This is a genomic window from Haloplanus sp. C73, from assembly GCF_051195115.1.
Lineage (GTDB): Archaea > Halobacteriota > Halobacteria > Halobacteriales > Haloferacaceae > Haloplanus.
This window is the reverse complement of the sequence record NZ_JBNTJZ010000005.1, coordinates 177041-198714: the sequence shown is the minus strand read 5'-3', so window position 1 is coordinate 198714 and position 21674 is coordinate 177041. Positions and strand designations below refer to the sequence as shown.

General features: G+C 66.6%; 20 protein-coding genes. 5 read left to right on the top strand and 15 right to left on the bottom strand.

Annotated features, from left to right (window positions below; genetic code table 11):
- Nucleotides 1-14 precede the first annotated feature (14 nt).
- The 8 genes from ACQUSQ_RS10900 to ACQUSQ_RS10865 all read right to left on the bottom strand — a co-directional run bounded on the left by ACQUSQ_RS10900 (nucleotide 15) and on the right by ACQUSQ_RS10865 (nucleotide 10030).
- Nucleotides 15-266: a hypothetical protein gene (locus ACQUSQ_RS10900; protein ID WP_435069088.1), complete on the bottom strand. Its 252-nt coding sequence runs from the start codon at nucleotides 264-266 to the stop codon at nucleotides 15-17.
- A 178-nt stretch (nucleotides 267-444) separates the two neighbouring features.
- Nucleotides 445-4437: a PAS domain S-box protein gene (locus ACQUSQ_RS10895; RefSeq protein WP_435069180.1), complete on the bottom strand. Its 3993-nt coding sequence runs from the start codon at nucleotides 4435-4437 to the stop codon at nucleotides 445-447.
- Nucleotides 4438-4813: 376 nt separating this feature from the next.
- Nucleotides 4814-5821: a deoxyhypusine synthase gene (locus ACQUSQ_RS10890; RefSeq protein ID WP_435069086.1), complete on the bottom strand. Its 1008-nt coding sequence runs from the start codon at nucleotides 5819-5821 to the stop codon at nucleotides 4814-4816.
- A gap of 46 nt (nucleotides 5822-5867) precedes the next feature.
- Nucleotides 5868-6626: a Nif3-like dinuclear metal center hexameric protein gene (locus ACQUSQ_RS10885; RefSeq protein WP_435069084.1), complete on the bottom strand. Its 759-nt coding sequence runs from the start codon at nucleotides 6624-6626 to the stop codon at nucleotides 5868-5870.
- A gap of 32 nt (nucleotides 6627-6658) precedes the next feature.
- Nucleotides 6659-7483: an agmatinase gene (gene speB, locus ACQUSQ_RS10880; protein WP_435069082.1), complete on the bottom strand. Its 825-nt coding sequence runs from the start codon at nucleotides 7481-7483 to the stop codon at nucleotides 6659-6661.
- 79 nt (nucleotides 7484-7562) lie between these two features.
- Complete coding sequence (locus ACQUSQ_RS10875; RefSeq protein ID WP_435069080.1) at nucleotides 7563-7937, bottom strand: translation initiation factor IF-5A; 375 nt, start codon at nucleotides 7935-7937, stop codon at nucleotides 7563-7565.
- Between the two features lie 53 nt (nucleotides 7938-7990).
- Nucleotides 7991-9667: an ABC1 kinase family protein gene (locus ACQUSQ_RS10870; protein ID WP_435069079.1), complete on the bottom strand. Its 1677-nt coding sequence runs from the start codon at nucleotides 9665-9667 to the stop codon at nucleotides 7991-7993.
- Nucleotides 9668-9673: 6 nt separating this feature from the next.
- Nucleotides 9674-10030 (bottom strand): Hsp20/alpha crystallin family protein, encoded by a 357-nt coding sequence (locus ACQUSQ_RS10865; RefSeq protein ID WP_435069077.1) that lies wholly within the window; start codon nucleotides 10028-10030, stop codon nucleotides 9674-9676.
- A 594-nt stretch (nucleotides 10031-10624) separates the two neighbouring features.
- Here ACQUSQ_RS10865 and ACQUSQ_RS10860 point away from each other — a divergent pair.
- The 3 genes from ACQUSQ_RS10860 to ACQUSQ_RS10850 are packed head-to-tail and all read left to right on the top strand — an operon-like array spanning nucleotide 10625 to nucleotide 14504.
- The gene (locus tag ACQUSQ_RS10860) at nucleotides 10625-11845 is read left to right on the top strand and encodes a molybdopterin molybdotransferase MoeA (RefSeq protein ID WP_435069074.1); all 1221 of its coding nucleotides are present in this window, start codon (nucleotides 10625-10627) and stop codon (nucleotides 11843-11845) included.
- A 19-nt stretch (nucleotides 11846-11864) separates the two neighbouring features.
- Nucleotides 11865-13751 carry a molybdopterin biosynthesis protein gene (locus ACQUSQ_RS10855; RefSeq protein ID WP_435069073.1) on the top strand — a complete coding sequence of 629 codons (1887 nt, stop codon included), beginning with the start codon at nucleotides 11865-11867 and terminating at the stop codon, nucleotides 13749-13751.
- 51 nt (nucleotides 13752-13802) lie between these two features.
- Nucleotides 13803-14504 (top strand): HalOD1 output domain-containing protein, encoded by a 702-nt coding sequence (locus ACQUSQ_RS10850; protein WP_435069071.1) that lies wholly within the window; start codon nucleotides 13803-13805, stop codon nucleotides 14502-14504.
- On the opposite strand, the gene ACQUSQ_RS10845 is transcribed toward ACQUSQ_RS10850, so the two are convergent.
- The 4 genes from ACQUSQ_RS10845 to hemA are packed head-to-tail and all read right to left on the bottom strand — an operon-like array spanning nucleotide 14501 to nucleotide 17200.
- Complete coding sequence (locus tag ACQUSQ_RS10845) at nucleotides 14501-15151, bottom strand: HAD family hydrolase (RefSeq protein WP_435069069.1); 651 nt, start codon at nucleotides 15149-15151, stop codon at nucleotides 14501-14503. The two genes, ACQUSQ_RS10850 and ACQUSQ_RS10845, sit on opposite strands and share 4 nt — an antisense overlap.
- A 41-nt stretch (nucleotides 15152-15192) precedes the next feature.
- Entirely contained in the window at nucleotides 15193-15549 is a 357-nt protein-coding gene (gene lwrS / locus ACQUSQ_RS10840) for an LWR-salt protein (RefSeq protein ID WP_435069067.1), read from the bottom strand.
- Nucleotides 15549-15824: a 4a-hydroxytetrahydrobiopterin dehydratase gene (locus tag ACQUSQ_RS10835; RefSeq protein WP_435069066.1), complete on the bottom strand. Its 276-nt coding sequence runs from the start codon at nucleotides 15822-15824 to the stop codon at nucleotides 15549-15551. The genes lwrS and ACQUSQ_RS10835 overlap by 1 nt, the downstream gene beginning before the upstream one ends.
- A 38-nt stretch (nucleotides 15825-15862) precedes the next feature.
- Complete coding sequence (hemA, locus tag ACQUSQ_RS10830) at nucleotides 15863-17200, bottom strand: glutamyl-tRNA reductase (protein WP_435069065.1); 1338 nt, start codon at nucleotides 17198-17200, stop codon at nucleotides 15863-15865.
- Nucleotides 17201-17487: 287 nt separating this feature from the next.
- Between hemA and ACQUSQ_RS10825 the strand changes: the two genes are divergently transcribed.
- Complete coding sequence (locus tag ACQUSQ_RS10825) at nucleotides 17488-18204, top strand: rhodanese-like domain-containing protein (protein WP_435069063.1); 717 nt, start codon at nucleotides 17488-17490, stop codon at nucleotides 18202-18204.
- On the opposite strand, the gene ACQUSQ_RS10820 is transcribed toward ACQUSQ_RS10825, so the two are convergent.
- Together ACQUSQ_RS10820 and ACQUSQ_RS10815 are read right to left on the bottom strand one after the other, a co-directional pair.
- Nucleotides 18201-18644: a DUF5778 family protein gene (locus ACQUSQ_RS10820; protein ID WP_435069060.1), complete on the bottom strand. Its 444-nt coding sequence runs from the start codon at nucleotides 18642-18644 to the stop codon at nucleotides 18201-18203. The genes ACQUSQ_RS10825 and ACQUSQ_RS10820 overlap by 4 nt on opposite strands.
- 50 nt (nucleotides 18645-18694) lie before the next feature.
- Nucleotides 18695-19108, bottom strand: a complete 414-nt coding sequence (locus tag ACQUSQ_RS10815) for an Lrp/AsnC family transcriptional regulator (RefSeq protein WP_435069057.1) — start codon at nucleotides 19106-19108, stop codon at nucleotides 18695-18697.
- A gap of 97 nt (nucleotides 19109-19205) precedes the next feature.
- Between ACQUSQ_RS10815 and carA the strand changes: the two genes are divergently transcribed.
- Nucleotides 19206-20273, top strand: a complete 1068-nt coding sequence (gene carA, locus ACQUSQ_RS10810) for a glutamine-hydrolyzing carbamoyl-phosphate synthase small subunit (RefSeq protein WP_435069055.1) — start codon at nucleotides 19206-19208, stop codon at nucleotides 20271-20273.
- Here the strand turns inward: carA and ACQUSQ_RS10805 are convergent.
- The gene (locus tag ACQUSQ_RS10805) at nucleotides 20270-21580 is read right to left on the bottom strand and encodes an MFS transporter (protein ID WP_435069053.1); all 1311 of its coding nucleotides are present in this window, start codon (nucleotides 21578-21580) and stop codon (nucleotides 20270-20272) included. The genes carA and ACQUSQ_RS10805 overlap by 4 nt on opposite strands.
- Between the last annotated feature and the right edge of the window lie 94 nt (nucleotides 21581-21674).

Here is a 21674-nt window from a genome sequence, read left to right as displayed (position 1 = left end):
CCGCCTCGCCCCGCCTACGTCCAGTGGAGGCTGTAGAGCAGGTAGAGACTCGCCCCGACGACGAGCGCTCCTATCAGACTCAACCCAATCATGGCGGGGATAGAGACCGTGTACAGCGCCATCTGGAGCAGTTGGAGGCCGACGAGCACGGCGACGACGGCGAGCAGCGTCCAGAAAACGAGTCCCAGCAGCGTTCGACTCGTCCCGACGACTTCCTCGCGGACGATGGTCCGCACCCGCTCTTCGCTGAGTTCATCGGAGGGCATATCGACCGCTGGGGCGGCCAGATAGAATAATATGTCGGCTGGGTTTCGTAATCGGATTCTGCGAGTCGCCCGCGCGGAACCGACCTCGACACTCTGATAAACACTAACACAGATGAAATATTAAAAATTTGATATTATCCCTCGGGGTGTACGGAGGCGAAGAGGATTCTCCCGCCGGTTACTCGGCTGCCGCAGTTCGGGGCAGCGTAATGGAGAAGATCGTCCCGGTCGGGTCGCGGTCCTGAACGGTAATACCGCCGTCGTAGATGTCGACGATCTCCCGGACAAGATGGAGCCCGAACCCGGTTCCGGGGCTTTCGAATCCTTTCTGTCCTTTCTCGAAGATGGTTTCCTGCATCTGTTCGGGGATGCCTGGCCCGTTGTCGATGAAGTGAACGGTCGCCGTGTCCGGCTCGACGTCGATATCGACGATGACCTGCGGGTCGTCCTTGTCGTTGTGTCGGACGGCGTTGACCAGCAGGTTTTCGAACACCTCCTCCAGCAGGTCGTCGGCGAGAACCGTCGGCGCGTCGGCGAGATCGGCTCTGGTCTCGAAGATGGCGCTCTCGTAAGATTCCTGTGCCCGGTCGAGTTCGTCCTGCAGCGTCGTTTCGAGATTGACTGGTTCGAGTTCGTAGTCGTCGGCGATGAGCTTCTCGGTCAGCGAGCGCAAGGTCTGGATAAGGTCGATCATCTCGTCGGTTCGGCTTTCCGCGACGGTGAGATGGTCGCTGACCTCGTAGTCGACGCGGCCGTTGAGAATATCGAGGCGGGCCTCCACCACATTCAGTCCGTTGAGGAGGTTGTGCCTGAGCAACCGATTTATCAGTTCGAGTCGCTCGCGCTCGTGCTGGAGTTGCGCCTCGCGTTCCTCGCGCTCGGTGACGTCCTGCATGAGCGACATTACGGCCGAAACCACGCCGGAGTCGTCCCGAATCGGGAGGAATTGGACGTCGAACGTCCGCCCCTCAAGCTGGCACTGGATGGTGTGAGACTGGCCGTCGAGAGCCACTTGGATGGCGTCTTTCATCGTCCAGACCAGATCCCGTGGAAGCGCGTCGATCTCGTCGAGGCGGTTCCCCTCGAGGGTATCCGGAGCGATCGAGAGGTCGTCGTATATAGTGCCGGCGGCGGTCAGGTACCGACAGTCGGTGTCGAACAGTGCGACCGATCCGTTGGGGATATTCTCCGCGAGCGCCCGGTAGCGGCGCTGGTTCTCGACAGCAGCGATTGTGAGACCGATCATCTTCCCGAGCTGGGCGATGACGTCTCGCTCCTCCTCGTCGAAGGCGTTCGTCCGGGCCGAGTAGATGTTCAACACGCCGTACGTATGGTCCTCGTAGGTGATCGGAACTGACGCCGAGGCCTCGATCCCGCGTTTGCTCGCCGATTCACGCCACGGAGCGAACTCCGGGTCGTTCTCGATGTCCTGTAAGACCTGTGTTTGGCCGGTACGGATGGCCTGACCGGTCGGTCCCCGTCCCGTGTCGCTGTCGTCGGCCGTGATAGTCACTTCATCCAGATAGCCGTCGGTGTTGACAGCAGTCGACGGAACGACTCCGTCGGTATCTTCGTCGACAGCGCCGATCCACGCGAACTCGTAGGAATCTGATGTCGCCAGATGCTCACAGACGACCTGCTCGATTTCCTCGCGCGTCGACTGATCCGCAAGCGCTCGGTTGATATCGCGGGCGACCGCATTGAGGTTGTTCAGTGCGTCGAGCCGGTCGGTGTCACGCTGTTTTTCGAGTTCGGAGCCGATCCAGTCACTCAGCAGGTCTACGAACGTGACTTCCCAGTCAGAGAAGTCCTCGCTGTGGGTCTCCATATCGTGGAAGCAGAAGGTGCCGTACACCTCGTTGTCGACCGTCACCGGCGTCCCCAGATAGCAGGCGATACCCCAGTCAGCGTTGCCCGCGCGGTCGGCCAACTCGGGCGCATCGCTGTCGACATCTCGAAGAACCAGATTCTCGCTGGTCTCGACGACACGCTCGCAGTTGGTCGCTTCGAGCGGGATCGAATCACCGGCTTCGAGGTCGGCCTCGTCGGGTGCGGCGACCCGTTCGAAGACATATTCGTCGGTGTTTTCGTAAACGCGGGACAGATTCGCGTAGTCGACACCGAGTGTCTCCCGACCCAGTTCGAGCAGGTCGTCGATCTTGGCCCCGAACGAGCGGTCGGCATCAGCGATAATACTGTAGGCGTCTCGCAGGGCCCGCTCCTGTCGAACGCGCTCGGTGACATCGTGGCCGCTGGCGAGAATCGTCCTGACCTCCCCGTCTTCACAAACGGGTTCGAGCATCGCGTCGACGATCATCGTCTCGCCATCCGGTGCCTGATGTGGGATTTCCGCCTGCACGTACTCGCCCGCAGCGGCACGGGCGACAGCCTCCCGGACGTTCTCCCGGACCGTTTCGGAATGTGTGAACCACGGCGTCTCCCAGAACTTCTCGCCCTCGACGTCCTCGTTCGTGACGCCGACGAACTGGCGGGCGTTCTCGTTGATCCGCTGTACCGTCCCGTCCGGATTGAGCAACCCCATAAACGAGATAGGGTTGTTGAACGTCGCTTCGAACTGCCGCTCGGTTCGTTCGAGTTCACGCTGCTGTTCTTTGCGCTCGCTGATGTCCCGAACGATCGCCAGCATACACTCCCGACCGTCGTACTCGATGGTCGACGCCGACATCTCGACCGGGATACGATTACCGTCACTTCGGAGGCACGTGAGTTCGTCCGTCCATCCGGCCTCCATCTCGAAGACGGTATTGACGAACTCGCGAAAGCGTTCCATCTCGTCGGGGTGAACGTCCGACGGCCCTCGGGACAGAATCTCCGCTCTGTCGTATCCCAGCATCTCACACCCGGCCGGGTTCACCTCAAGGATTTCGTCCCCGTGAGGCTCGACGATGAAAATGGCGTCCTGGCTGTTCTCGAAAATCCGCTGGAAGCGCTGTTTCGAGCGTTCGAGTCGCTTCTCGCGCTGTTTCCGCTCGAGTTCGTATTTCACCCACTGTCCCATCATCTCGATATACGCTCGGTCTTCCGCGGAGAACGGCTCTACTCGCGGTTCCGAGCTGATGAATGCGAGCGTCCGATCCTCGTCTCCCGAAATCGAGATGTACGTCCCGAGATACGCCTTCGCACCGTGCTCCTCGTAGACGGCGATATCGTCGAAGCCGTCGTCGACCGGTTCCGACACGCTCGCCGTGGCCACCGTTTCGGACGGCGCGCGACAGTATGTCTCCGACAGCGGCAGTTCGAGCCCAGGTTCGAAGAAGTCGTGCTCGCCGCTGACATACTCGACCTCGAAGCGGTCGTTCTCGCGGTCGACGCGGTTCACCCCGCCGAGTTCGAGGTCGAAGCGCTCGCATCCGAGTTCGAACAGCGCCTGCAGCTTCTCCTCGAAGGAGCGGCCCTGGCTGGCCATGATTTCGTTCAGGTCCCGGAGCAAGCGCTCGTGTACGGCCAGTTCCGTCTTCGCCTTCGTTCGATCCTGCAGCGTCCGCAGCATGCGGTCGGCCTCGTTTCTCTTCCCGTTGTCGACGAGCTCCTCCGGCGACGTATAGTAGAAGTTGTGCGAGACGCTGTCGTCGTAGATCAGATGTGGGTGGGTCCGGATGACGTCCCGTATCACGTCCGAAGATAGCGTTGTTCGGTCGTAGTGGCAGATCGCCATCGCGTCGTGCTCGTCGAAGAGGGTGTTGACTCGTCCCTCGTACTCCATGAACGTCTCGAAGGGGACTTCGTCGATCCAGTTCGTTCCCGCGACGACCCGAAAGGCATCGTACTCCGTGAGTACGTCCTCGATATACTCGCTGTAAAACGAGAGCACCTGATCGGGGTCGAACGATCCCGACCGGAAATAGACCTCCTCGACGGTGTAGAACGCTAACGCCCCCGCATCGAGATAGGTGTCGACGTCGACACCGGATTCCCGGAGCGCGTCGACCATCGTCTCTCGTTCAGACGCATCTTCGACCACGTAAACACACTTTTCTCCCCGTCGGAGTCCCTGTCGAACGAACGGAATCGTAGCGGCGAGTCGCTCTTCGAGCGTGTCGTAGATAAGCGCGAAGTGCCCGTTTGCGTGATCGTGGTCATCGATCGGCTCAACCGGCCCGCGAAACCCGGGACTCTCACGTAACGCATCGAGCCCGAGCTTCCGGTCCATCCCACCGAGATCCGAGACAGCCCCAGTTTCGGAGTTCACTTCTAGGCAATGAGCAAGCGGCCGTCATAAAAAGAGGGCGCCTAATCCGCCGGGAACGGGGAGAGAAATAGATGTCACTATGGTGCTTTGTAGAGGACCGTTCTCAAAAGTCGCTCAAGTACGTAACCTGAAGGCTTGGAAGAAACGCTTAAAATTAAACTCTACTTCGTCTCTAATGGCATTTCCATCCATTTTAGGATACATAACGGGACCGGAATAGTCGGCCTCGGCACTCATAGGGCTCGTCATCACCGGGAGCCACCCCGACTCGGAGTGGTGCACTCGTCATCGGCCACTCACACCTCCGACCGCCGGCCTCAAACGCGTTTCTGTCCAGTCACTCGATTCGGTCCCGGGCCGCCGCCACGAGGAGGGGGAGCGTGATGGTCGCGTCGCCGACGACGGTGACGTTTTTCGCCGACTTCTCCATCTTGCCCCACGAGCGCGCTTCGTCGAGTGTCGCGCCCGATAGCCCGCCGGTCGTGGCGGGGTCGGTCGTGAGTTGGACGCCGTAGTCGTACGCGTCGGGGACGGTGAGCATCGTCTGGAGGACGAAGTTCTTTGGCACGCCCCCGCCGACGACCGTCGCGCCGGCCTTCTCGGCGTCGAAGGCGACGTCCGTGATGTTCGTCAGGTCCGCGAGGGCGTCGAGCGTAAAGGCAGAGACTTGAGAGTGCATCCACGCCTGAATCCCGAGGACGGAGTCCTGTATCGCGGGCACGAACACCGGCACGTCGTGTTCGTAGGCCGCGGCGGCGATGCCCGCATCCTCCGAGACGTCGTTTTCGTCGTTGGCTTCGAGATTCGCCCGCCCCAGCGCGTGCGTGAACTCGCTGGTGGCGACGACGCCGTCGAACTCGTCGAAGACGCGCTCTCGGAGGTGGTTCTCGAACAGCGTGAAATGCTCCTGCGGAAGATAGACGTTGTAGATGCGGTCGACGCCCTCGTCGCGCAGTTGCTCGTCGTGGTCGCGCTCGTGGCCGGAGTCGGCGGTCCGGCCGTGGTGATGTTTGCCCCCGATAGCCTCGATGGAATCGTGGGTGAGGTTCGCGCCCGTCGTCACCAGCGCGTCGATGTGGCCGTCGCGAATCAGGTCGGTCACCACCTGTCGCATCCCGCCGGGCACCATCGCGCCCGCGAGGCCGAAGAAGTTGGTCACGTCGTCTCGGCCGAGCATCTCGGCGTACACGTCGACCGCCCGCCCCATCTCCGCCGCGCCGATGCCGGCCTTGCCGTACTCCGTGGCGAGGTCACCGACGCTCATGCCCGCCCACACGTCGGCGTGGCCGAGTGGGTCCTCGTGGAACTCCTCGCGCGAGTGGTGGCCGTTCGAATCGTCGCTCATTGCTCGGTTCTGCGCGCCCCAGAGGTTTCAACGGCGCGGTCGGGCGTCAGAGTCCGGTCGGGTGGTCGATGTACGTCGTCTCCACGCCCCACTCCTCGGCGAGGCGGCCGAGTGCGCGGACGCCGAACGTCTCCGTCGCGTAGTGGCCGGCGAGGAAGACGTTCAGCCCCCGGTCCCGCGCTTCGTGATACGCCTGCTGTTTCCCCTCGCCCGTAACGAGGGCGTCGAGGCCCGCCTCGGCCGCCGCCTCAATCCAGTCCACGCCGCTCCCGGTGACGATACCCACTTCTCGAATCGTCTCGGGACCGAACGGCAGCACCTGCGTCTCGGTGTCGAGTTCTCGGTCCAGTCGGTCGGCCAGTTCCTCGACACCGTAGCCCTCGGGCGCCGTCCCCTGCGTCCCGATGACTTCGGGGCCGTACTCGCCGAAGGGGTCGCGGTCGGTCAGTCCCAGAACGTCCGCGACGCCGGCGGCGTTACCGAGTTCCTGATGGCCGTCGAGTGGCAGATGCGAGACGTAGAGCGCCACGTCGTTCGCGACCAGCGGCTCGATACGGTCGTAGTGGAGGCCGGTGAGGCGGTCGAACCCGCCCCACGCGAGGCCGTGGTGGACGAGGAGGACGTCCGCGTCGCACTCGACCGCTCGCTCGATGGTTGCCTCCGCGGCGTCGACGGCGAGGGCGACGCGTTCGACGTCGCCCTCGGCGCGCCCGACCTGCAATCCGTTCGCGCTCGCGTCCACGTCGGCGTAGTCGTCGGTGCGAAGTCGCTCGTCAAGTCGGTCGACGAACTCGCTGCGGTCCATACCTCCCCCTCACGGGGCACGGATTTGTAACCTTAGGACTCGGCGTGTGCGAAGACGATATCCCGAAGGAGTTTCGCGCCCAGCGTCGCCGCCTGCCCGTCGTCGCGGTCGTTCACCTCGACCACGTCGGCGCCGTCGACGTCCGGGGCGACGGCCCGCACCACCGCGCGGGCCTCGCGGGCCGACAGCCCGCCGGGCTCCATCGTCCCCGTACCGGGCGCGAACCCGGGGTCGACGGCGTCGATGTCGACGCTCAGATACGTCGTCGGGGCGGGGTCGTCGACGGCGGCGTCGATGGCGTCGCGGACGGCTTCGACTCCCTTCGCGGTGACTGCCTCGGGCGTGACGAGAGTCACGTCCGGCGCGTCGGCGCGGTCCCACTCGGCCTCGCTCCCGGCGCGGGCGCCGACGACTATCGCGTGGTCCGCGTGGTCGAGCGCTCGGTGTGTGACGCAGGCGTGACTCCACGGGTCGCCGTCGAACTCGGTCCGCAGGTCGAGATGAGCGTCCAGACAGACAAAGAGGTCGGGGTCGACTGCGCGCACGCCCGCGACGGTGACGGTGTGTTCCCCGCCGAGGAGGAGCGGCACGGCGTCGATATCGCGGAGCGTGCCCGCGAGATACTCGACGTACTCGGCGGCGTCGCTCCAAGCGTGGACGTCACCGGCGTCGTGAACGTCGAGCGCGGAGAAGTGCTGGTCGGTTCGGTGGTCGTAATCCTCGAACGACCGGGCGAACTGCCGGATTCTGTCGGGGCCGAACCGGGTGCCGGGTTGAAACGTCGTCGAGATATCGAGCGGTGCGCCGACGACGACGTACTCTGCCGCTTCGCGGTCGGCTGTTGCACCGGGAAACATTAGTTAGGGTGTCGCGGGGCACCGGCGAGTCGCCGTGGCGGTCGGACGGCCCGCCGATGCTGACACGCGACCATCGGCCTCAGACGATTTTCCGCTGGCCTTCGTACTCCAGATACTCGATTTCGTCGTCGGGCGACAGGTCGGCGTCCTCCGGGACGCGCATCGTGAACGTCTCGAAGGTGTCGAGGTCCATAATCTGGGCGTCGTCACCGGAGACGGAGACGACCTGCCCGCCCTTGCGTTCGACGATGGGGACCCACACCTTCGCGTCGACTGGCTGACTGAGCGAGCGCTTCTTGCCGTCGAAGACGCCCGTGCCCTCGATTCGGGCCTTGGCGCTGCCGTGTTTCCCCGGCTTGGCCGTGCTGTACGAATTGATTTTGCAGGGGGAGTCTTCCATCATGACGTAGCTCCCCTCCTGTAGTTCCCGCACCTGCTTTTGCTCTCGCGCCATACCGTCCGATAGCGGAAGGCGGGGTATAAACGGTTTGGAACGCGCTCTGGCGACTATTCGTCGCCGCGGCGCCGGCGCATCTCCTGTCGGGTGAACTGCGGGCGCGCTTTGACGCCCCGTTTCTGCCGGAGCGACCGATAGAGGAGCAGGCCCACCGGCATCGTCACGACGCCGGCGACGATGGCGGCTTCCGGCGTCTCGTTGAACGAGTAGAGGATGGCCGTCGAGAGCAGTCCGACCGCGACGAGGATGCTGTAGGCGATGCGCTTTGCCAACTGGTCTAACACGTCGTGGTCGTCGTCGAGGCGCACCTCGACGGTCAGGTCGTCGCGATTCACCCGGTCCAGCGTCTCGTCGAGTTTCGGGGGGACGGTCACGAGCGACCGCATCGTCTCCTCGAACTGGTCGCCCGCGGACTCGACGGCCTGCTTCACGCCCTCCTCGCGATACCCCTGTTCGGTGAGGTAGTCGGTGGCGACGCTGATGAAGTCGAAATCGGGGTCGAGCGTGATACACACGCCCTCGACCACCGTCGCCACCCGGAGGATGAGCGCGAAGTTCCGGGGCAGGCGCAGGGGGAACTCGTAGATGGTGTCTTCCACCTGCTGGATGACCTGCTGGACGCGGTACTGTTCTAGGTCCTCGCCCCGAACGTCGGCGATGGCGAGTTCCATCACGTTGCCCATCACCTCGCGGTCGGCGTTCGGGCTGAGCGTCCCCATCTCCACCATCGCGTCGAGGATGCCGTCGATGTCCTGATTCGCGATGGCGACGTAGAACTCGACGATTTTGTCCTGGAAGAACGCGTCGACGCGCCCACTCATCCCGAAGTCGTAGAAGATAATCGCGCCGTCCTCGTCGACGGCTAGATTGCCGGGATGCGGGTCGGCGTGGAAGACGCCGTCCTCGATTATCATCTGGAGATAGATGCGCTGGAGGCTCTCGGCGAGTTCGCTCCGGTCTAACCCCCGTTCGTCGAGGGCGTCCACGTCGTTGATTTTGACGCCCGAGAGATACTCCATCGTCAACACGCGCTCGCCGGAGAGGTCGGGTTCCGCCTGCGGGATGCGGATGCGGTCGTTGCCCGCGAAGTTCTCGCGAATCTCGTCGAGCATCCGCCGCTCCCGGCTGTAATCCATCTCCTGTCGGATGGTCGTGTCGAACTCGTCGGCGAGATTCGACAGCGAGAAGCGCCGCGCCTCGTCGGTAAAGCGCAGGAGGACGGGCAGGAGCCACTTGAGTGCGCGCAGGTCCGCCTCGACGAGTGCCTCGACGCCGGGGCGACGCACCTTGATAGCCACTTCCTCGCCCTCGTAGGTGGCGTGATACACCTGCCCGAGACTCGCGCCGCTGATGGCGTCGCGGTCGAAGTCGTCGAACACCTCGTCGACCGGCCCCACCTCGTCTTCGAGGACAGGTTTGGTGTCGTCCCACGGCGCCGGCGGCACGTCGTCTTGCAGACTGCTCAGCACCTCGATGTACGCGGGTGGGAGGACGTCCGGCCGCGTCGACAGCAGTTGCCCGAGTTTGATGAACGTCGGCCCGAGCGTGAGCAGCGAGGTGAGGAGACGGTCCGCTCGCTCCCGCTGTGTGTCGGGACTGACCGCCCGCGACCCGCCGACGACGAGATACTTCCGTCGGTCGCGGGCGTACGTGAGCAGGAGCGGGAGGAACTGGTGGATGACGCGCACGAACCGCCAGTAGGCACGGAGATTGACCAGCGTGACCACCCCGGCTTACGCGTCCTCGATGGGGATGGACTGTTCCGGTGCGGCCTCGTACTTCGGGAGACGGAGTTCGAGAACGCCACGCTCCATCGACCCTTCGGCGCCGGCGCCCGTCGCGTCCGGCGGCAGGGGGAGTTCGGCGTCGAGAAAGAGCGGGCGGTCCTCGCGCACGTACTCGAACGACGTGGGCAGTTCCTTCTCGCGGCGCGCTTCGATGAAGAGCCGTCCCTTCTCGATTCGCGTATCGACCGTCTCGGACGTGGCACCGGGCAGGTCGATGACGAGTAGGTACGCGTCGTCGCTCTCGAGCAAGTCCGCGAACACCGCTTCGGGGAGGTCCCGAAGCGCGTCCCGCAGTGCTGACATGCCCGCCCGTACGGTCCGGGTGTCGAAAAAGGCCGCGGTGTGTGAGACACCGTCGACGCGGATACTGTTCAGACTAGTGCACTCGGACTAAAGACACCTCGAAAGCCCCGACTCGCTGGAGTCGGGGGGCTCGCTGCGCGCGCTCGCTTTGCTCGCGTGCTTGCGTCACCGGGAGAGCGAAGCTCTCCCGAGCTCACGGCGGCTTCGCCGCCGTGAACGCCCGCCTTCCTCCAGCAGCGAGGGTGCGAAGCTCCCTCGGGCAATCGGGCGGCGAAGCCGCCCGATGACGAGTCGCCCCTTTCAGTCCCGCCCGCATCGGCTGGCCGGACGGCCGCCACAGGGTGGGACTGAAAGGGGCCGGCGTCTCGGCGTACCCGGACGAAGCAAGCACCGCAACGCAGTGAGGAGCGTGGTTCGAGAGAGCGAAGCTCTCTCGTCATCACGAAAGAGTGCGTTGCACTCTTTCGAACGACAGCGAGTCCCGGGAGTCGAGACGCCGGGGGCTTTCGAGGTAGTCCTAGCTTCACCTGCGTATCTGAACACTACCTCGGCGCGCCAGCACGGGTTTTTGTATCCCCGAACGCAAGGGCGGGTATGAGCCACGACGACCTCGAACACGCGGGCTTCAAGGACCGCACCCGCGTCGACGAGGCTCTCGAGACGATTTGCGAGGCCGTGTCGGCACACGACCGAACCGAGCGCGTCGCGCTCGGCCGGGCCGACGGCCGGACGCTCGCCGAGCGAGTGGTCGCGCCCGCGCCCGTCCCCGGATACGACCGCGCCGCGATGGACGGCTACGCCGTCCGCGCCGAGGACACCTTCGGCGCCACGGGCCGGTCGCCGACCGTCCTCCGCGAGAGCGAGGGGCCAGTCACGCCCGGCGAAGCCGTCCGCGTCCACACCGGGAGTGACCTGCCCGAGGGCGCCGACGCCGTCGTCATGATAGAGGAGACGGAGCGCGTCGGCGACGAACTCGAAGTGTTCGACGCCGTCGCCGAGGGGGAGAACGTCGGCGAGGTAGGCGAAGACGTCGCCGAAGGCGCCGAACTCTACGAACCCGGCCACCGAATCCGGCCCTCCGACCTCGGCCTGCTGAAGTCGGTCGGCGTCGACCAAGTGAGCGTCTACGAACCACCCACCATCGGCGTGATTCCGACGGGCGAGGAACTCGTCCAGCGGGACCCCGACCCCGGCGAGGTCATCGAGACGAACGGGCTGACTGTCTCCCGGTTGGCCGACCGCTGGGGCGGCGTCCCCAGTTATCGGAACGTCGTCGACGACGACCCCAACGCCATCCGCGCGGCCATCCAGCGCGACTTGGCGAAAGACGTCGTTGTCACTACCGGCGGCTCGTCGGTGGGCGAGCGCGACTACACGCCCGAAGTCGTCGACGAGTTGGGCGAGGTGCTCGTCCACGGCGTCGCGCTCAAGCCGGGCCACCCCGTCGCACTCGGCGTCGTCGAGGACACGCCGGTCGTCATGCTCCCCGGCTACCCCGTCGCCTGCATCATCAACGCCGTCCAGTTCCTCCGGCCCGTCCTCAAACGCGCGGGCAACATGCCCGTCCCGTCCCACCCGACCGTCGAGGCGCGCTTGGAGCGAAAGATATCGAGCGAGCCGGGCACCCGGACGTTCGCCCGCGTCCGCCTCCACGAGGACGAGGGCGAGCGAACCGCCGAGCCAACCCGTGCCAGCGGGTCGGGCGTCCTCTCCAGCGTCGCTCTCGCGGATGGCTGGGTGGTCGTCCCCGAGGGGCGCGAGGGGTACGACGCCGGCGAGACAGTTCCCGTCGAGAACTGGGAGTGGTCGGCATGAGCGGAGTCGGAGGGAAACGATGACGGACCGACGCGAGTTCCGTGACCTCGCCTCGCCCGCCGAGGCGCGCGACGCCATCGACAGCCTCGACCTCTCCCCTGCCGACGAGACGGTCCCGCTCGACGAGGCGCGGGGGCGCGTCCTCGCCGAGCGAATCGACGCCGGTCTCGACGTGCCGGGGTTCGACCGCGCGAGCATGGACGGCTACGCCGTCCGCGCCCGCGACACCTTCGGTGCCGACGAGGCCGACCCGGTCGTCCTCGACCGAATCGGCGCCGTCCACGCCGGGGCCGAACCCGACGTGCGCGTCACGGAGGGGACCTGCGCCGAAATCTCGACCGGTGCGGTGATGCCGCCCGGTGCCGACGCCGTGGTGAAAGTCGAGCGCACCGACGAAGTCGAGGCGGGCATCGCCATCCGAACCTCGGTCGCGCCGGGCGACGCCGTGATGGTCGCGGGCGCCGACGTGGCCGCCGGGTCGCGCGCGCTCGGCCCCGGCACGCTCCTCACGCCGCGAGAAATCGGGTTGCTGTCGGCGCTCGGCGTCGACGAGGTGCCAGTCCGCGGCCGGCCCACCGTCGGTATCGTCTCTACCGGCGACGAACTCGTTCGCCCCGGCGGCGACCTGAACAGCGACGCCGGCCAGATTTACGACGTCAACTCCTACACCATCGCCGCGGGCGTCGAGGAGGCAGGGGGCGAAGCGCGGCTCTACCCCCACGCCGGCGACGACTACGACGAGATGGAGCGCCTGCTTCTCGAAGCCGCCGAGGAGTGTGACCTCGTCCTCTCCTCCGGGTCCACCTCCGCGAGCGCCGTCGACGTCATCTACCGCGTCATCGAGAGCGAGGGTGACCTCCTGCTTCACGGCGTCTCGGTCAAGCCCGGCAAGCCGATGCTCGTGGGCCGACTCGACGACTCCGCGTACGTCGGCCTCCCCGGCTACCCCGTCTCCGCGCTCACCATCTTCCAAGCCTTCGTCGCGCCCGCGATTCGCTCCGCGGCGGCGCTTCCCGAACCCCAGACGGCGAGCGTCGCGGGCGAGATGGCCGTGCAAGAGCGCTACGGCGAGGGTCGCACTCGCCTCATGCCCGTCGGCCTCGTCGACGACGGCGACGGCACCCGCCTCGTCTACCCCGTCGACAAGGGCAGCGGCGCGACGACGAGTCTGGTTGAGGCCGACGGCGTCGTGGAAGTCGACGCCGACACCGCCTATCTCGCCGCCGGCGAGCGAGTGACGGTGGACCTGTTCTCGCCCGACGTGCGCCCCCCCGAACTCCTCGGTGTCGGCGAGGACGACCCCGCGCTCTCCCGACTCCTCGATTACGTCCCCCGACCGCGGTATCTCGACGTCGGGAGCCGACAGGGGCGGCGTCGACTCCGCGACGGCGTGCCCGACGTGGCCGTCGTCAGCGGGCCGTCGGACCGTGACCTCGACGCCGTCGATATCGGCGGCTGGACCCGCGAGTGGGGGCTGGTCGTCCCCGCCGGCAACCCGGACGGCGTGTCGGGACTTGCGGACCTCGTCGACCGCGACTTGCGCTTCGTCAACCGGGGCACCGACGCCGGCCTGCGCGCCAGCCTCGACGCCGAACTCGACGACTTGGCCGTGGACCGCGGTGTCGACCGTCGCGACCTGACCGACGACATCGACGGCTACAGCCTCACGGTCAAGGGGTTCGAAAGCCCCGCACACAAGGTACTCGGGGGTGATGCCGATGTCGGACTCGGTCTCCGAGCGACGGCGGACACCCTCGACTGCGGGTTCGTCCCCCTCGGCACCGAATCCGTCCGCGTCCTCGCCGACCCGGAGCGGACGGGCAAACCCGGCGTCGATTCCCTGCGCGACGCGCTTGACGCCCATCTCGACGACGTGGTCGCGTCGCTCTCCGGCTACGATGCCTGAGCGGTCGCCGTCGCCAACGGTTATTTGTGAGTCGGTCCCAAACTGAATCGCGTGTCGAGCCAGCGTGTCGTGTTGCACGTGGATGACGACCCGGACATACTCTCGCTGTCGAGCGACTGGGCCGCCGTTCACGACGACGTCACGTGGCTGACGGCGCCGGACGCCGGCACCGGCCTCGAACTCCTCTCGACTCGCGATGTCGACTGCCTCGTCAGCGATTCGTTCCGGGCCGCCGACGGAGAGCCGTTCGTCACGCGCGCCGTCGACGCCTTCCCCGACCTCCCGGTCGTCCTCTTCACCTCGACGGACGAAGCCGCACTCGACGCCGACGTTCGTGCGTCGGCGACGGGATACGTTATGAAAGGCGCGTCGGACCCTCTCGACGCCCTGTTCGAACGCATCACCACGACGTTCGGCACCGGGTCATGTGACGTGCCCGACGTGATGCCACGGGTCGGCGTGCGCGCCGATGGCGCCGACGTGGTCGACGACTGGGCGATACTCGGCCGCTACGAGGCGGCCGACCCGGACGACGACTTGGCGACGACCATCGTCACCGCTCTCGAGGCGTACACGGGGCGCGACGGGGCCGAGTTCGACCCGCTCTACGGCTCAATCGACGCCGACGCCCTCGCGGCACTCCTCCGAACGCCCCACGGTGACCTGCGCGACGACGTGCAGGTTCGATTCGGCTACGCGGACCACGAACTCGTGGTGACCGGCGACGGGTTGGTGCTCGTTCGGATGGATTAGTCGCTCGCGACGCGGCGCGCCCGCAGTTCGTCGAACGACTCGACGCGATAGTCACCGAGTACGCAGCGGCCGCGCCGATGCGGGCCGTGACGCTCGACGTGGATACCGTCGAGGCCGGCGTTCCACGCGGCGCCGATGTCGTTCGGCCCGTCGCCCGCGAGGACGCCCGCGGCGTCGTCGCCGACGTCCAAATCCGACATGGCCAGATACACCGGCGCGGGGTCGGGTTTCCACCCCACGTCGTGGGTACAGGAGACGATGGTGTCGAACCAGTCGCGGATGTCGAGGCTGTCGAGTACGGGGTCGACCAGATACTCCTGACAGTGCGTGACCAGCCCGACGGGCCGGTCGAGTTCGGCGACGAACTCGGCGTCGTCGTGGAGGAAGGTTGCCTCGGCGCGGGCTTCGGGGTCCTCGGCCTCGTGGAGCGCGGCCCAAAACGCCTCGGGGTCGATACCCCACTCGCGCAACTGGGGGGTTCGCTCCCCCGAGAGGCCGTGCCAGAGCACTTCGACCTCGCGGTCCGAGAAGGAGCGGCCGAGCCTGTCGCCGACGCGGTCGAACACCGCGTCCGCGTAGTCCGGGTCGACGTCCACCAGCGTCCCGTCGAGGTCGAACAGCCAGAAGTCGTAGGCGTGTGCGACCATTCACGCTCAGATACGCGCGCGCCAAACAAGTGTGTTGCGCCCTACTCGACGCGGATGGAACTTCCGAGATGGGCGTGCAACACCGTCTGGGGGCTGTCATCGAACGCATCCTCCTCGCTGATGGCGTCCCGGAGCGCGTCGAGATACGCCTCGTCCGCGCGCAACTCGCTGAACGTCGCCTCTCGGACGGGGACCGAAAGCCAGTCTTCGGCCAGCGACCGCAGGTGTTCCTCGTCGCTCGCCTCGCCCCGCCAGAGGACTTCCTCGAAGAACCGCCAGCCCTCGGTCCCCGGTGCGGCGGCGGGCTTTCGAACCACCGTCTCGAACGTCGCGGGGTCGGTGACGACGCCCGAGGCGTCGAGTTCGAACGTGACGCGAAAGACGTAGGCGGCGTGCATCAGCGCTCGCTGTCGAACAGGTTGGCCAGCCGGATATCCGTCTCGGTGATGCCACCCGCTTCGTGACTCGTCAGCCGCACCTCCACCTCGTCGTACCGGATGCGAATCTCGGGGTGGTGAAACTCCTCGTCGGCAACCTCCGCGACGCTCGTCGCGAAGGTGACGCCGTCGAGATAGTCCTCGAACTCGTAGACGCGGACGATTTCGTCGCCGTCGCGCTCCCACCCTTCGGGAAGCTGACGGTCGAGTTCGTCGTCGTCGAGCACGTCGGCCATGATCGCATGTCGACTGCGCGAAAAGATAAGGTTGGGGCCTACTCGTCGGCGAGGCGGTCGATGGCGTGTTGGGGCATCTCGGCGTCGGAATCCAGCGCCTCGCGCGGGCGTTCGGTCGTCGTCGGCGCCGAGTCGTCGCCGAACTCGGGTTCGAACAGCTCGAGTGCGGTCTGAATCGTCGTCCAGTCGTCTTCAGCGGCGGCGTCGCGAAGGCTCTTCGTCGGCGCCGCGAGCAACTGCCCGACCAGCGAGTCGGCGAGCGACTCAATCGTCGCTCGCTGCTCGTCGGTCAGGTCACCCTGTGCCTCCAGTCGCGAGAAGGCGGTCCGAAGCTCTCGCTCCTTGACGAGTTCGGCGCTCTCGTACATCGCGCTGATGGCCTCGTCGGCCTGCTGGCGCTTGAACGAGTCGAGCAGGCGGTCGAGTTCGTCGTCTATCATCTCCTCGACCGTCGCCGCGGCCTCGCGACGCTGGGCGCGCGTCTCGTCCGTGATGGACTGCAGCGAATCGATGTCGTAGGCGTCGATGTCGTCGAGGTCGGCCGCCGCGGGCGCGACGTCTCGGGGCTGGGCGAGGTCGATGACGAGCGTCTGCCCAGCGTCGGCCAAGTCGTCGCCATCGAGAACGGGGTCCGGACTGTTCGTCGCGGTGACGAGGACGTCGGCCTCCGTCGCGGCGGTGGGCGTCGCGTCGAGCGATATCGCCCGGGCGTCGGCGTCTGCCTCGTCGGCGAGGCTCGCGGCCTTCGGCACCGTCCGATTGGCGACGACGAGCGTCGACACGCCCGCGTCGTCGAACGCTCGGGCGGCGATGCGGCCCATCTCGCCCGCGCCGACGACGAGCGCCGTCGACCCCAGCAGCGCCTGCTTCCGGTCGGCGAGTTCGACCGCCGCGCTCCCGAGCGAGACGACGCCCTCGTTGATACGTGTCTCCGTCCGCGCTCGCTCGCCCACGTGAAGCGCCTTCGTGATGGCGGGGTCGAGGACGGGGCCGATTCCCCCGACGCCCCGCGCCGTCTCGAAGGCCGTCCGCAGTTGGCCGATAATCTGGTCCTCGCCGAGGACGAGCGACTCCAATCCCGCGGCGACACGCATCAGATGCCGGAGACTCGTCTCGTGGTCCATCTCGTGGACGGCGCCGTCCCGAACCGACGACGCGAACCCGTCGAGGGCCGCCCGGCCGTCGGCCGCCGACTCGGTGACGACGTACGCCTCCGCGCGGTTACACGTCTGGAGGGCGAAGGCCTCGTCGACGCCCTCTCGCGACAGCAAATCGCGGACGACCGTCTCCTCGTCGTCAACCGTCGCCGACTCGATTTCGTCGACAGTCGCCCGCTGGTGGGCCACGGTAACGCCGCGGATTACGCCCGTCGTCACAGTCGATCACTCCGAGACACGCCTATCATACCGTTCGGTTCGCGTCCGGCTTTGCGTCCGTCCTACCTAAACTCTTCCAATGACGTCGCCACGAGGTCGCGGCGACGCCGCCTTCCGGCGCCGCCGACCCGACCGACTGGCGAGCCCCGCGGAACCGTTGCATACCGACACCTCGTGGGTGTGGGGGCTTAAACGTCTCGTCGTCTCCCGGCTTCCGATAATCGACCGACTGCGTGGCATCGCGGCGCGGCGGAACGCTCATACACCATCCGTGCCTACTGGCGCCAATGACGTTCACTCGACGCACGGCCCTCGCGAGTGCGGGTGTCGCCCTCGGGAGCCTCGCTGGCTGTCTCGGCGGCGACAGCGACACCTCCTCTCTCGACCGCTATCGAACCGTCGGCGTCGACGACCAGTCCGTCCCCCTCGCCCCACTCGCTCACGTCCACGAGTGGTATCAGTCCGACGAGGCTCGTATCGTCGACGCCCGCTCACAGGCCGCCTACGCCGAATCCCACGTCGAGGGGGCCGTCTGGAGCCCCGCCCGTCACGGGCAGGCGGAAGACGACCCCGTCGCCGAGTGGCCCACCGACACGCTGATAGTCACCTACTGTGGCTGTCCGCACCATCTCTCGGCGATGCGGGCCGCGGCGCTCATCGACGCCGGCTACGAGAACGTCGCCGCCCTCGACGAGGGCTTCTGGGCGTGGCAGGACGCGGGCTACCCCGTCGCCGGCGGCCGCCCCGACTACGAACCGCCGCTTCGCGTCGTCGAGGGCCGGACCGACCCCACCTTCGCCGGCGAGTTGGCGTGGGTGCGTCACGAACCCTCCGGTCAGCGGGAGGTCACGCCCATCGCCGACGACGGTACCTACGCGCTCAACGTTCGCTTCGCCGACGTGGCCGACGACGACCCGATTCGACTCACGACGCCCGCGTACGACCTGTCGGCGTCGCTCGGGGCGCTCGCATCGAGCGTCGTCGGCGTCGACGGCCGACTCTAGGCCTCGCTCGCGGTCAGTTCCTCGTCTTCGAGGACGACGCTCGTCACTTCGTACCCTCTATCGCGGATGTCGTCGACGAGCGCCGCTTGGTCGACGTCGGCTTCGTAGTAGAACACGATGTCGAAGGTGCCGTCGCGGAGCAGTTGCTGGCACTCCCAGACGAACTCGTCGTCGTCGAGGCTGCGACCCTGAAACTGGTTCGAGGAGAAGTTGGGGTCGTCGTTGCCGGCGTGGATGTACGACTCGCCCTTGCCGGCGTGGGCCGCGATGATTTCGTTGAGGTCGACCGTCAGCTCCTGCATCTCCAAATCTTCCTGTCCGGTGAGGTCGGTGTGGACGATGGCCCCCGAGAGGTCGATGTCGCCGGGTTCGAGCAGCGCCTTCGTCCGTCGGTAGAGGTCCGCGTCGAGTACGTCCGAACCGTCGTCGCTATCGCTCATACGTTCACTCCGTGTGGCGTCGGTTTACCGATGACGGTTTTCGGGAGACTTTAGCCCATCTGCTCGTTGAGAATCAGTCGGGTCTTCGTGTTCTGCACCTCGTCCAAGTCCCGCGCTTTCGTGATGAGGTCGTTCACCGCGCCCGTATCCGCCGCGTCGACGACCATGACGATATCCGCCTCGCCCGAGACTTGCCAGACGAAATCCACCTCGTTCCACTCGGCCATCCGCCCCGACACGTCGGCGGTGTCGACGTCGACGGCGACCGACACCTCAATCATCGCCTTCACGTTGCCGGTGCGAGTCGCGACCGTGAACCGCTCGATAATCCCCTCGTCAACGAGGCGTTCGACCCGATTTCGGACCGTTCCCTCCGACGTTCCGACTCGGTCCGCAATCTCCGTGTAGGGCGTCCGCGAGTCCCGCCGGAGAATCCCCAGAATCCGCCGGTCCAAATCGTCCATACGACGGGTATCACCGGCAGCAACTTACCGATTACGAAATTCGTAACTCAACTACGAAAGGAAGGCTTAATGGCCGCGGCTCACTGTGTATCTCGTAATGTCGGACGCCTACCTAGCTCTGGAGGACGGCCGCGTCGTCGAGGCGCGTGGCCGTGCTCCGGGTCGTACGCGCGGCGAACTGGTCTTTACGACCGCATACACCGGATACGAGGAGAGCCTGACCGACCCCTCCTACGAGGAACAGGTGCTCACCTTCTCGTACCCACTCATCGGCAACTACGGCGTCCGCTCCGAGCGGTTCGAATCCGACCGCATCCACCCCCGTGCCGCCATCGCCCGCGAGTTCACCGAGGACGTCGTCGACTGGTTGGACGAGGAGGGTATCCCCGCCATCGACCACCTCGATACGCGCGAACTCGTCACCTCCATCCGCGAGGAGGGGGCGATGAAGTGCGGCATCGCCGTCGGCCCCGACGCCACGCCCGAGGACGCCAAGGAAGAACTCGACGCCTGCAAGGGCATGAGCGAGCACACGGACATCGGCGCGCAGGTGAGCGTCGACGAACCCGCCGTCTACGAGGGCGGCGACGAGGCCACCGTCGCCCTCATCGACTGCGGCGCGAAAGGCTCTATCATCGAGTCACTCTGTGACCGCGACGCGACGGTGCACGTCCTGCCCTACGACGCGACCCGCGAAGACGTCGAGGCCGTCGACCCCGACGTCCTCTTCATCTCGAACGGCCCCGGCGACCCCAAGAACTTCGAGGCCGCCGAGGCGCTGGTCGACTCCTACATCGGCGACCTGCCCGTCGCCGGCATCTGTCTCGGCCAACAGGTCGTCGCCAACGCCCTCGGCGGCACTACCGAGAAGATGGCCTTCGGCCACCGCGGCGTCAACCAACCGGTCCGTGACCTCGAATCGGGCCGCGTCGTCATGACCACGCAGAACCACGGCTACACCGTCGGCGAACCCGGAGACCGACTCGACGTGACGCAGGTCAACGTCAACGACGGCACCGCCGAGGGCCTCGCCAACGACGAACTCGGCGTCCTCACCCGTCAGTACCACCCCGAAGCCAACCCCGGTCCCCACGACTCGCTCGACTTCTTCGACGACGTACTCGACCTCGTGTCGACCGACGCCGCCGTCGCAACGTCGGACTAACGCCGTCGCACCGCTTCTATCAGCAGTCCGATTACCGGCAGGACGACCACGCTCCCGAGGACGAACGGCGACCAGTCGGCCACCGCGTACAGCGCCGCCGCCACCGGCGGGCCGACGGTCCGTCCCAGACTCCCCGCGCCCTGCGTGACGCCGAAGGCGGTCCCCTGTGTCTCTGCACTCGCGTTCGACGACACCAGCGTCGCCAGCGACGGGTTCAGCAGGCCGTTGCCCGCCGAAAGGACGGCGAGGACGGCCAGCAGCGCGACCAGTTCTCGCGTGACCCACGCCGGGCCGCCGACCGGCGGCAAGAATCCCCCGAGCGCCGGGGCGAAGGGAAGCGCCGCCAGCGCGACGGCGAGTAGCGCCGCCCCGACGACGGCGAGGCGGGCCGAGCCGAACCGCTTCGCCAGCCGTCCGACGAGAAGCCCCTGATTGACCGCGCCGAGGACGCCGACGTAGGTGAGCAAGAGCGCGGCCGCGGAGGCGTCGAAGCGGTAGGCCGCGGTGTCGGCGACGAAGGGGATGAACATGACCTGCACGCCCGCGAACGCGACGGAGACGAGGAAGAAGGCGACCACGAATCCCCGGAGGTCGGTGTCCCGGAGCGCCGTCGCGAAGTCGGCCACCAGCGACGACCGCTCCCCCGTCGACCGGCGCCGACTCGGCTCTTCGAGCGCGACCAGCGTGACGGCGAGAGCGGCGAGGCTCATCGCCGCCGCCCCGAACGCGGGCAGGGAGAAACGGGTCGCGGGGATGGGGAGCGACGACGCCAGCCTCACCGCCGTCTCGCTCGCGAGGGCGCCGCCGATGGCCGGGCCGAAGATGAACCCGAGGCTGAACGAGGCGCCGACGAGGCCGAGTGCCCCCGCTCGCCGCTCCGGCGGCGTCACGTCGGCGACGTAGGCCTGTGCGGCCGCGATGTTGCCACCCATCGCCCCCGCGAGCGCTCGCGACCCGAAGAGGACGGCAACGCCCGCGGCCGGTCCCGCCACCTCGCCGACGGCGTCGCCGAGGCCGAAGACGGTCCACGCGACGGCGCTTCCGGCGAGCGACAGCGTGACGACCGGCCGTCGCCCCCAGCGGTCCGAGGCCCGGCCCAGCGCGGGCGCCGCGAGAAACTGCGTGAGGGAGTACGTCGCCGCCAGCAGGCCGATGAACACGTCGCCGACGCCGAAGCTTCGGACGTAGTACGGGAGGATGGGGACGACGATGCCGAAGCCGACGAGGTCGAGGAAGACGACGAACACCATCATCGCCACGGCTCGGCGAGGGCGGTCGATGCGCGCCGTCGCGCCGGGAACCCCCATACCGACACCGGCGCCGCCAGCGGGGTATAGGTTCGGCTCGCGACCGCCCGAACCCTTCGGCAGGTTTTTGACCCGACTCGCGCAACTCCGGGGC

Excerpts from the sequence above, each read along its gene's own strand:
- ACQUSQ_RS10835 (WP_435069066.1), bottom strand. The coding sequence starts at position 15,824 with ATGGCCGACGTGCTCGACGACGACGAACTCGACCGTCAGCTTCCCGAA.
- ACQUSQ_RS10885 (WP_435069084.1), bottom strand. The coding sequence starts at position 6,626 with ATGGACCGCAGCGAGTTCGTCGACCGACTTGACGAGCGACTTCGCACC.
- ACQUSQ_RS10820 (WP_435069060.1), bottom strand. The coding sequence starts at position 18,644 with ATGAGCGATAGCGACGACGGTTCGGACGTACTCGACGCGGACCTCTAC.
- ACQUSQ_RS10875 (WP_435069080.1), bottom strand. The coding sequence starts at position 7,937 with ATGGCGCGAGAGCAAAAGCAGGTGCGGGAACTACAGGAGGGGAGCTAC.
- ACQUSQ_RS10855 (WP_435069073.1), top strand. The coding sequence starts at position 11,865 with ATGACGGACCGACGCGAGTTCCGTGACCTCGCCTCGCCCGCCGAGGCG.
- ACQUSQ_RS10845 (WP_435069069.1), bottom strand. The coding sequence starts at position 15,151 with ATGGTCGCACACGCCTACGACTTCTGGCTGTTCGACCTCGACGGGACG.
- ACQUSQ_RS10825 (WP_435069063.1), top strand. The coding sequence starts at position 17,488 with ATGACGTTCACTCGACGCACGGCCCTCGCGAGTGCGGGTGTCGCCCTC.
- ACQUSQ_RS10865 (WP_435069077.1), bottom strand. The coding sequence starts at position 10,030 with ATGTCAGCACTGCGGGACGCGCTTCGGGACCTCCCCGAAGCGGTGTTC.
- ACQUSQ_RS10805 (WP_435069053.1), bottom strand. The coding sequence starts at position 21,580 with ATGGGGGTTCCCGGCGCGACGGCGCGCATCGACCGCCCTCGCCGAGCC.
- lwrS (WP_435069067.1), bottom strand. The coding sequence starts at position 15,549 with ATGCACGCCGCCTACGTCTTTCGCGTCACGTTCGAACTCGACGCCTCG.
- carA (WP_435069055.1), top strand. The coding sequence starts at position 19,206 with ATGTCGGACGCCTACCTAGCTCTGGAGGACGGCCGCGTCGTCGAGGCG.
- ACQUSQ_RS10890 (WP_435069086.1), bottom strand. The coding sequence starts at position 5,821 with ATGAGCGACGATTCGAACGGCCACCACTCGCGCGAGGAGTTCCACGAG.
- ACQUSQ_RS10815 (WP_435069057.1), bottom strand. The coding sequence starts at position 19,108 with ATGGACGATTTGGACCGGCGGATTCTGGGGATTCTCCGGCGGGACTCG.
- ACQUSQ_RS10900 (WP_435069088.1), bottom strand. The coding sequence starts at position 266 with ATGCCCTCCGATGAACTCAGCGAAGAGCGGGTGCGGACCATCGTCCGC.
- ACQUSQ_RS10895 (WP_435069180.1), bottom strand. The coding sequence starts at position 4,437 with ATGGACCGGAAGCTCGGGCTCGATGCGTTACGTGAGAGTCCCGGGTTT.
- ACQUSQ_RS10860 (WP_435069074.1), top strand. The coding sequence starts at position 10,625 with ATGAGCCACGACGACCTCGAACACGCGGGCTTCAAGGACCGCACCCGC.
- speB (WP_435069082.1), bottom strand. The coding sequence starts at position 7,483 with ATGTTTCCCGGTGCAACAGCCGACCGCGAAGCGGCAGAGTACGTCGTC.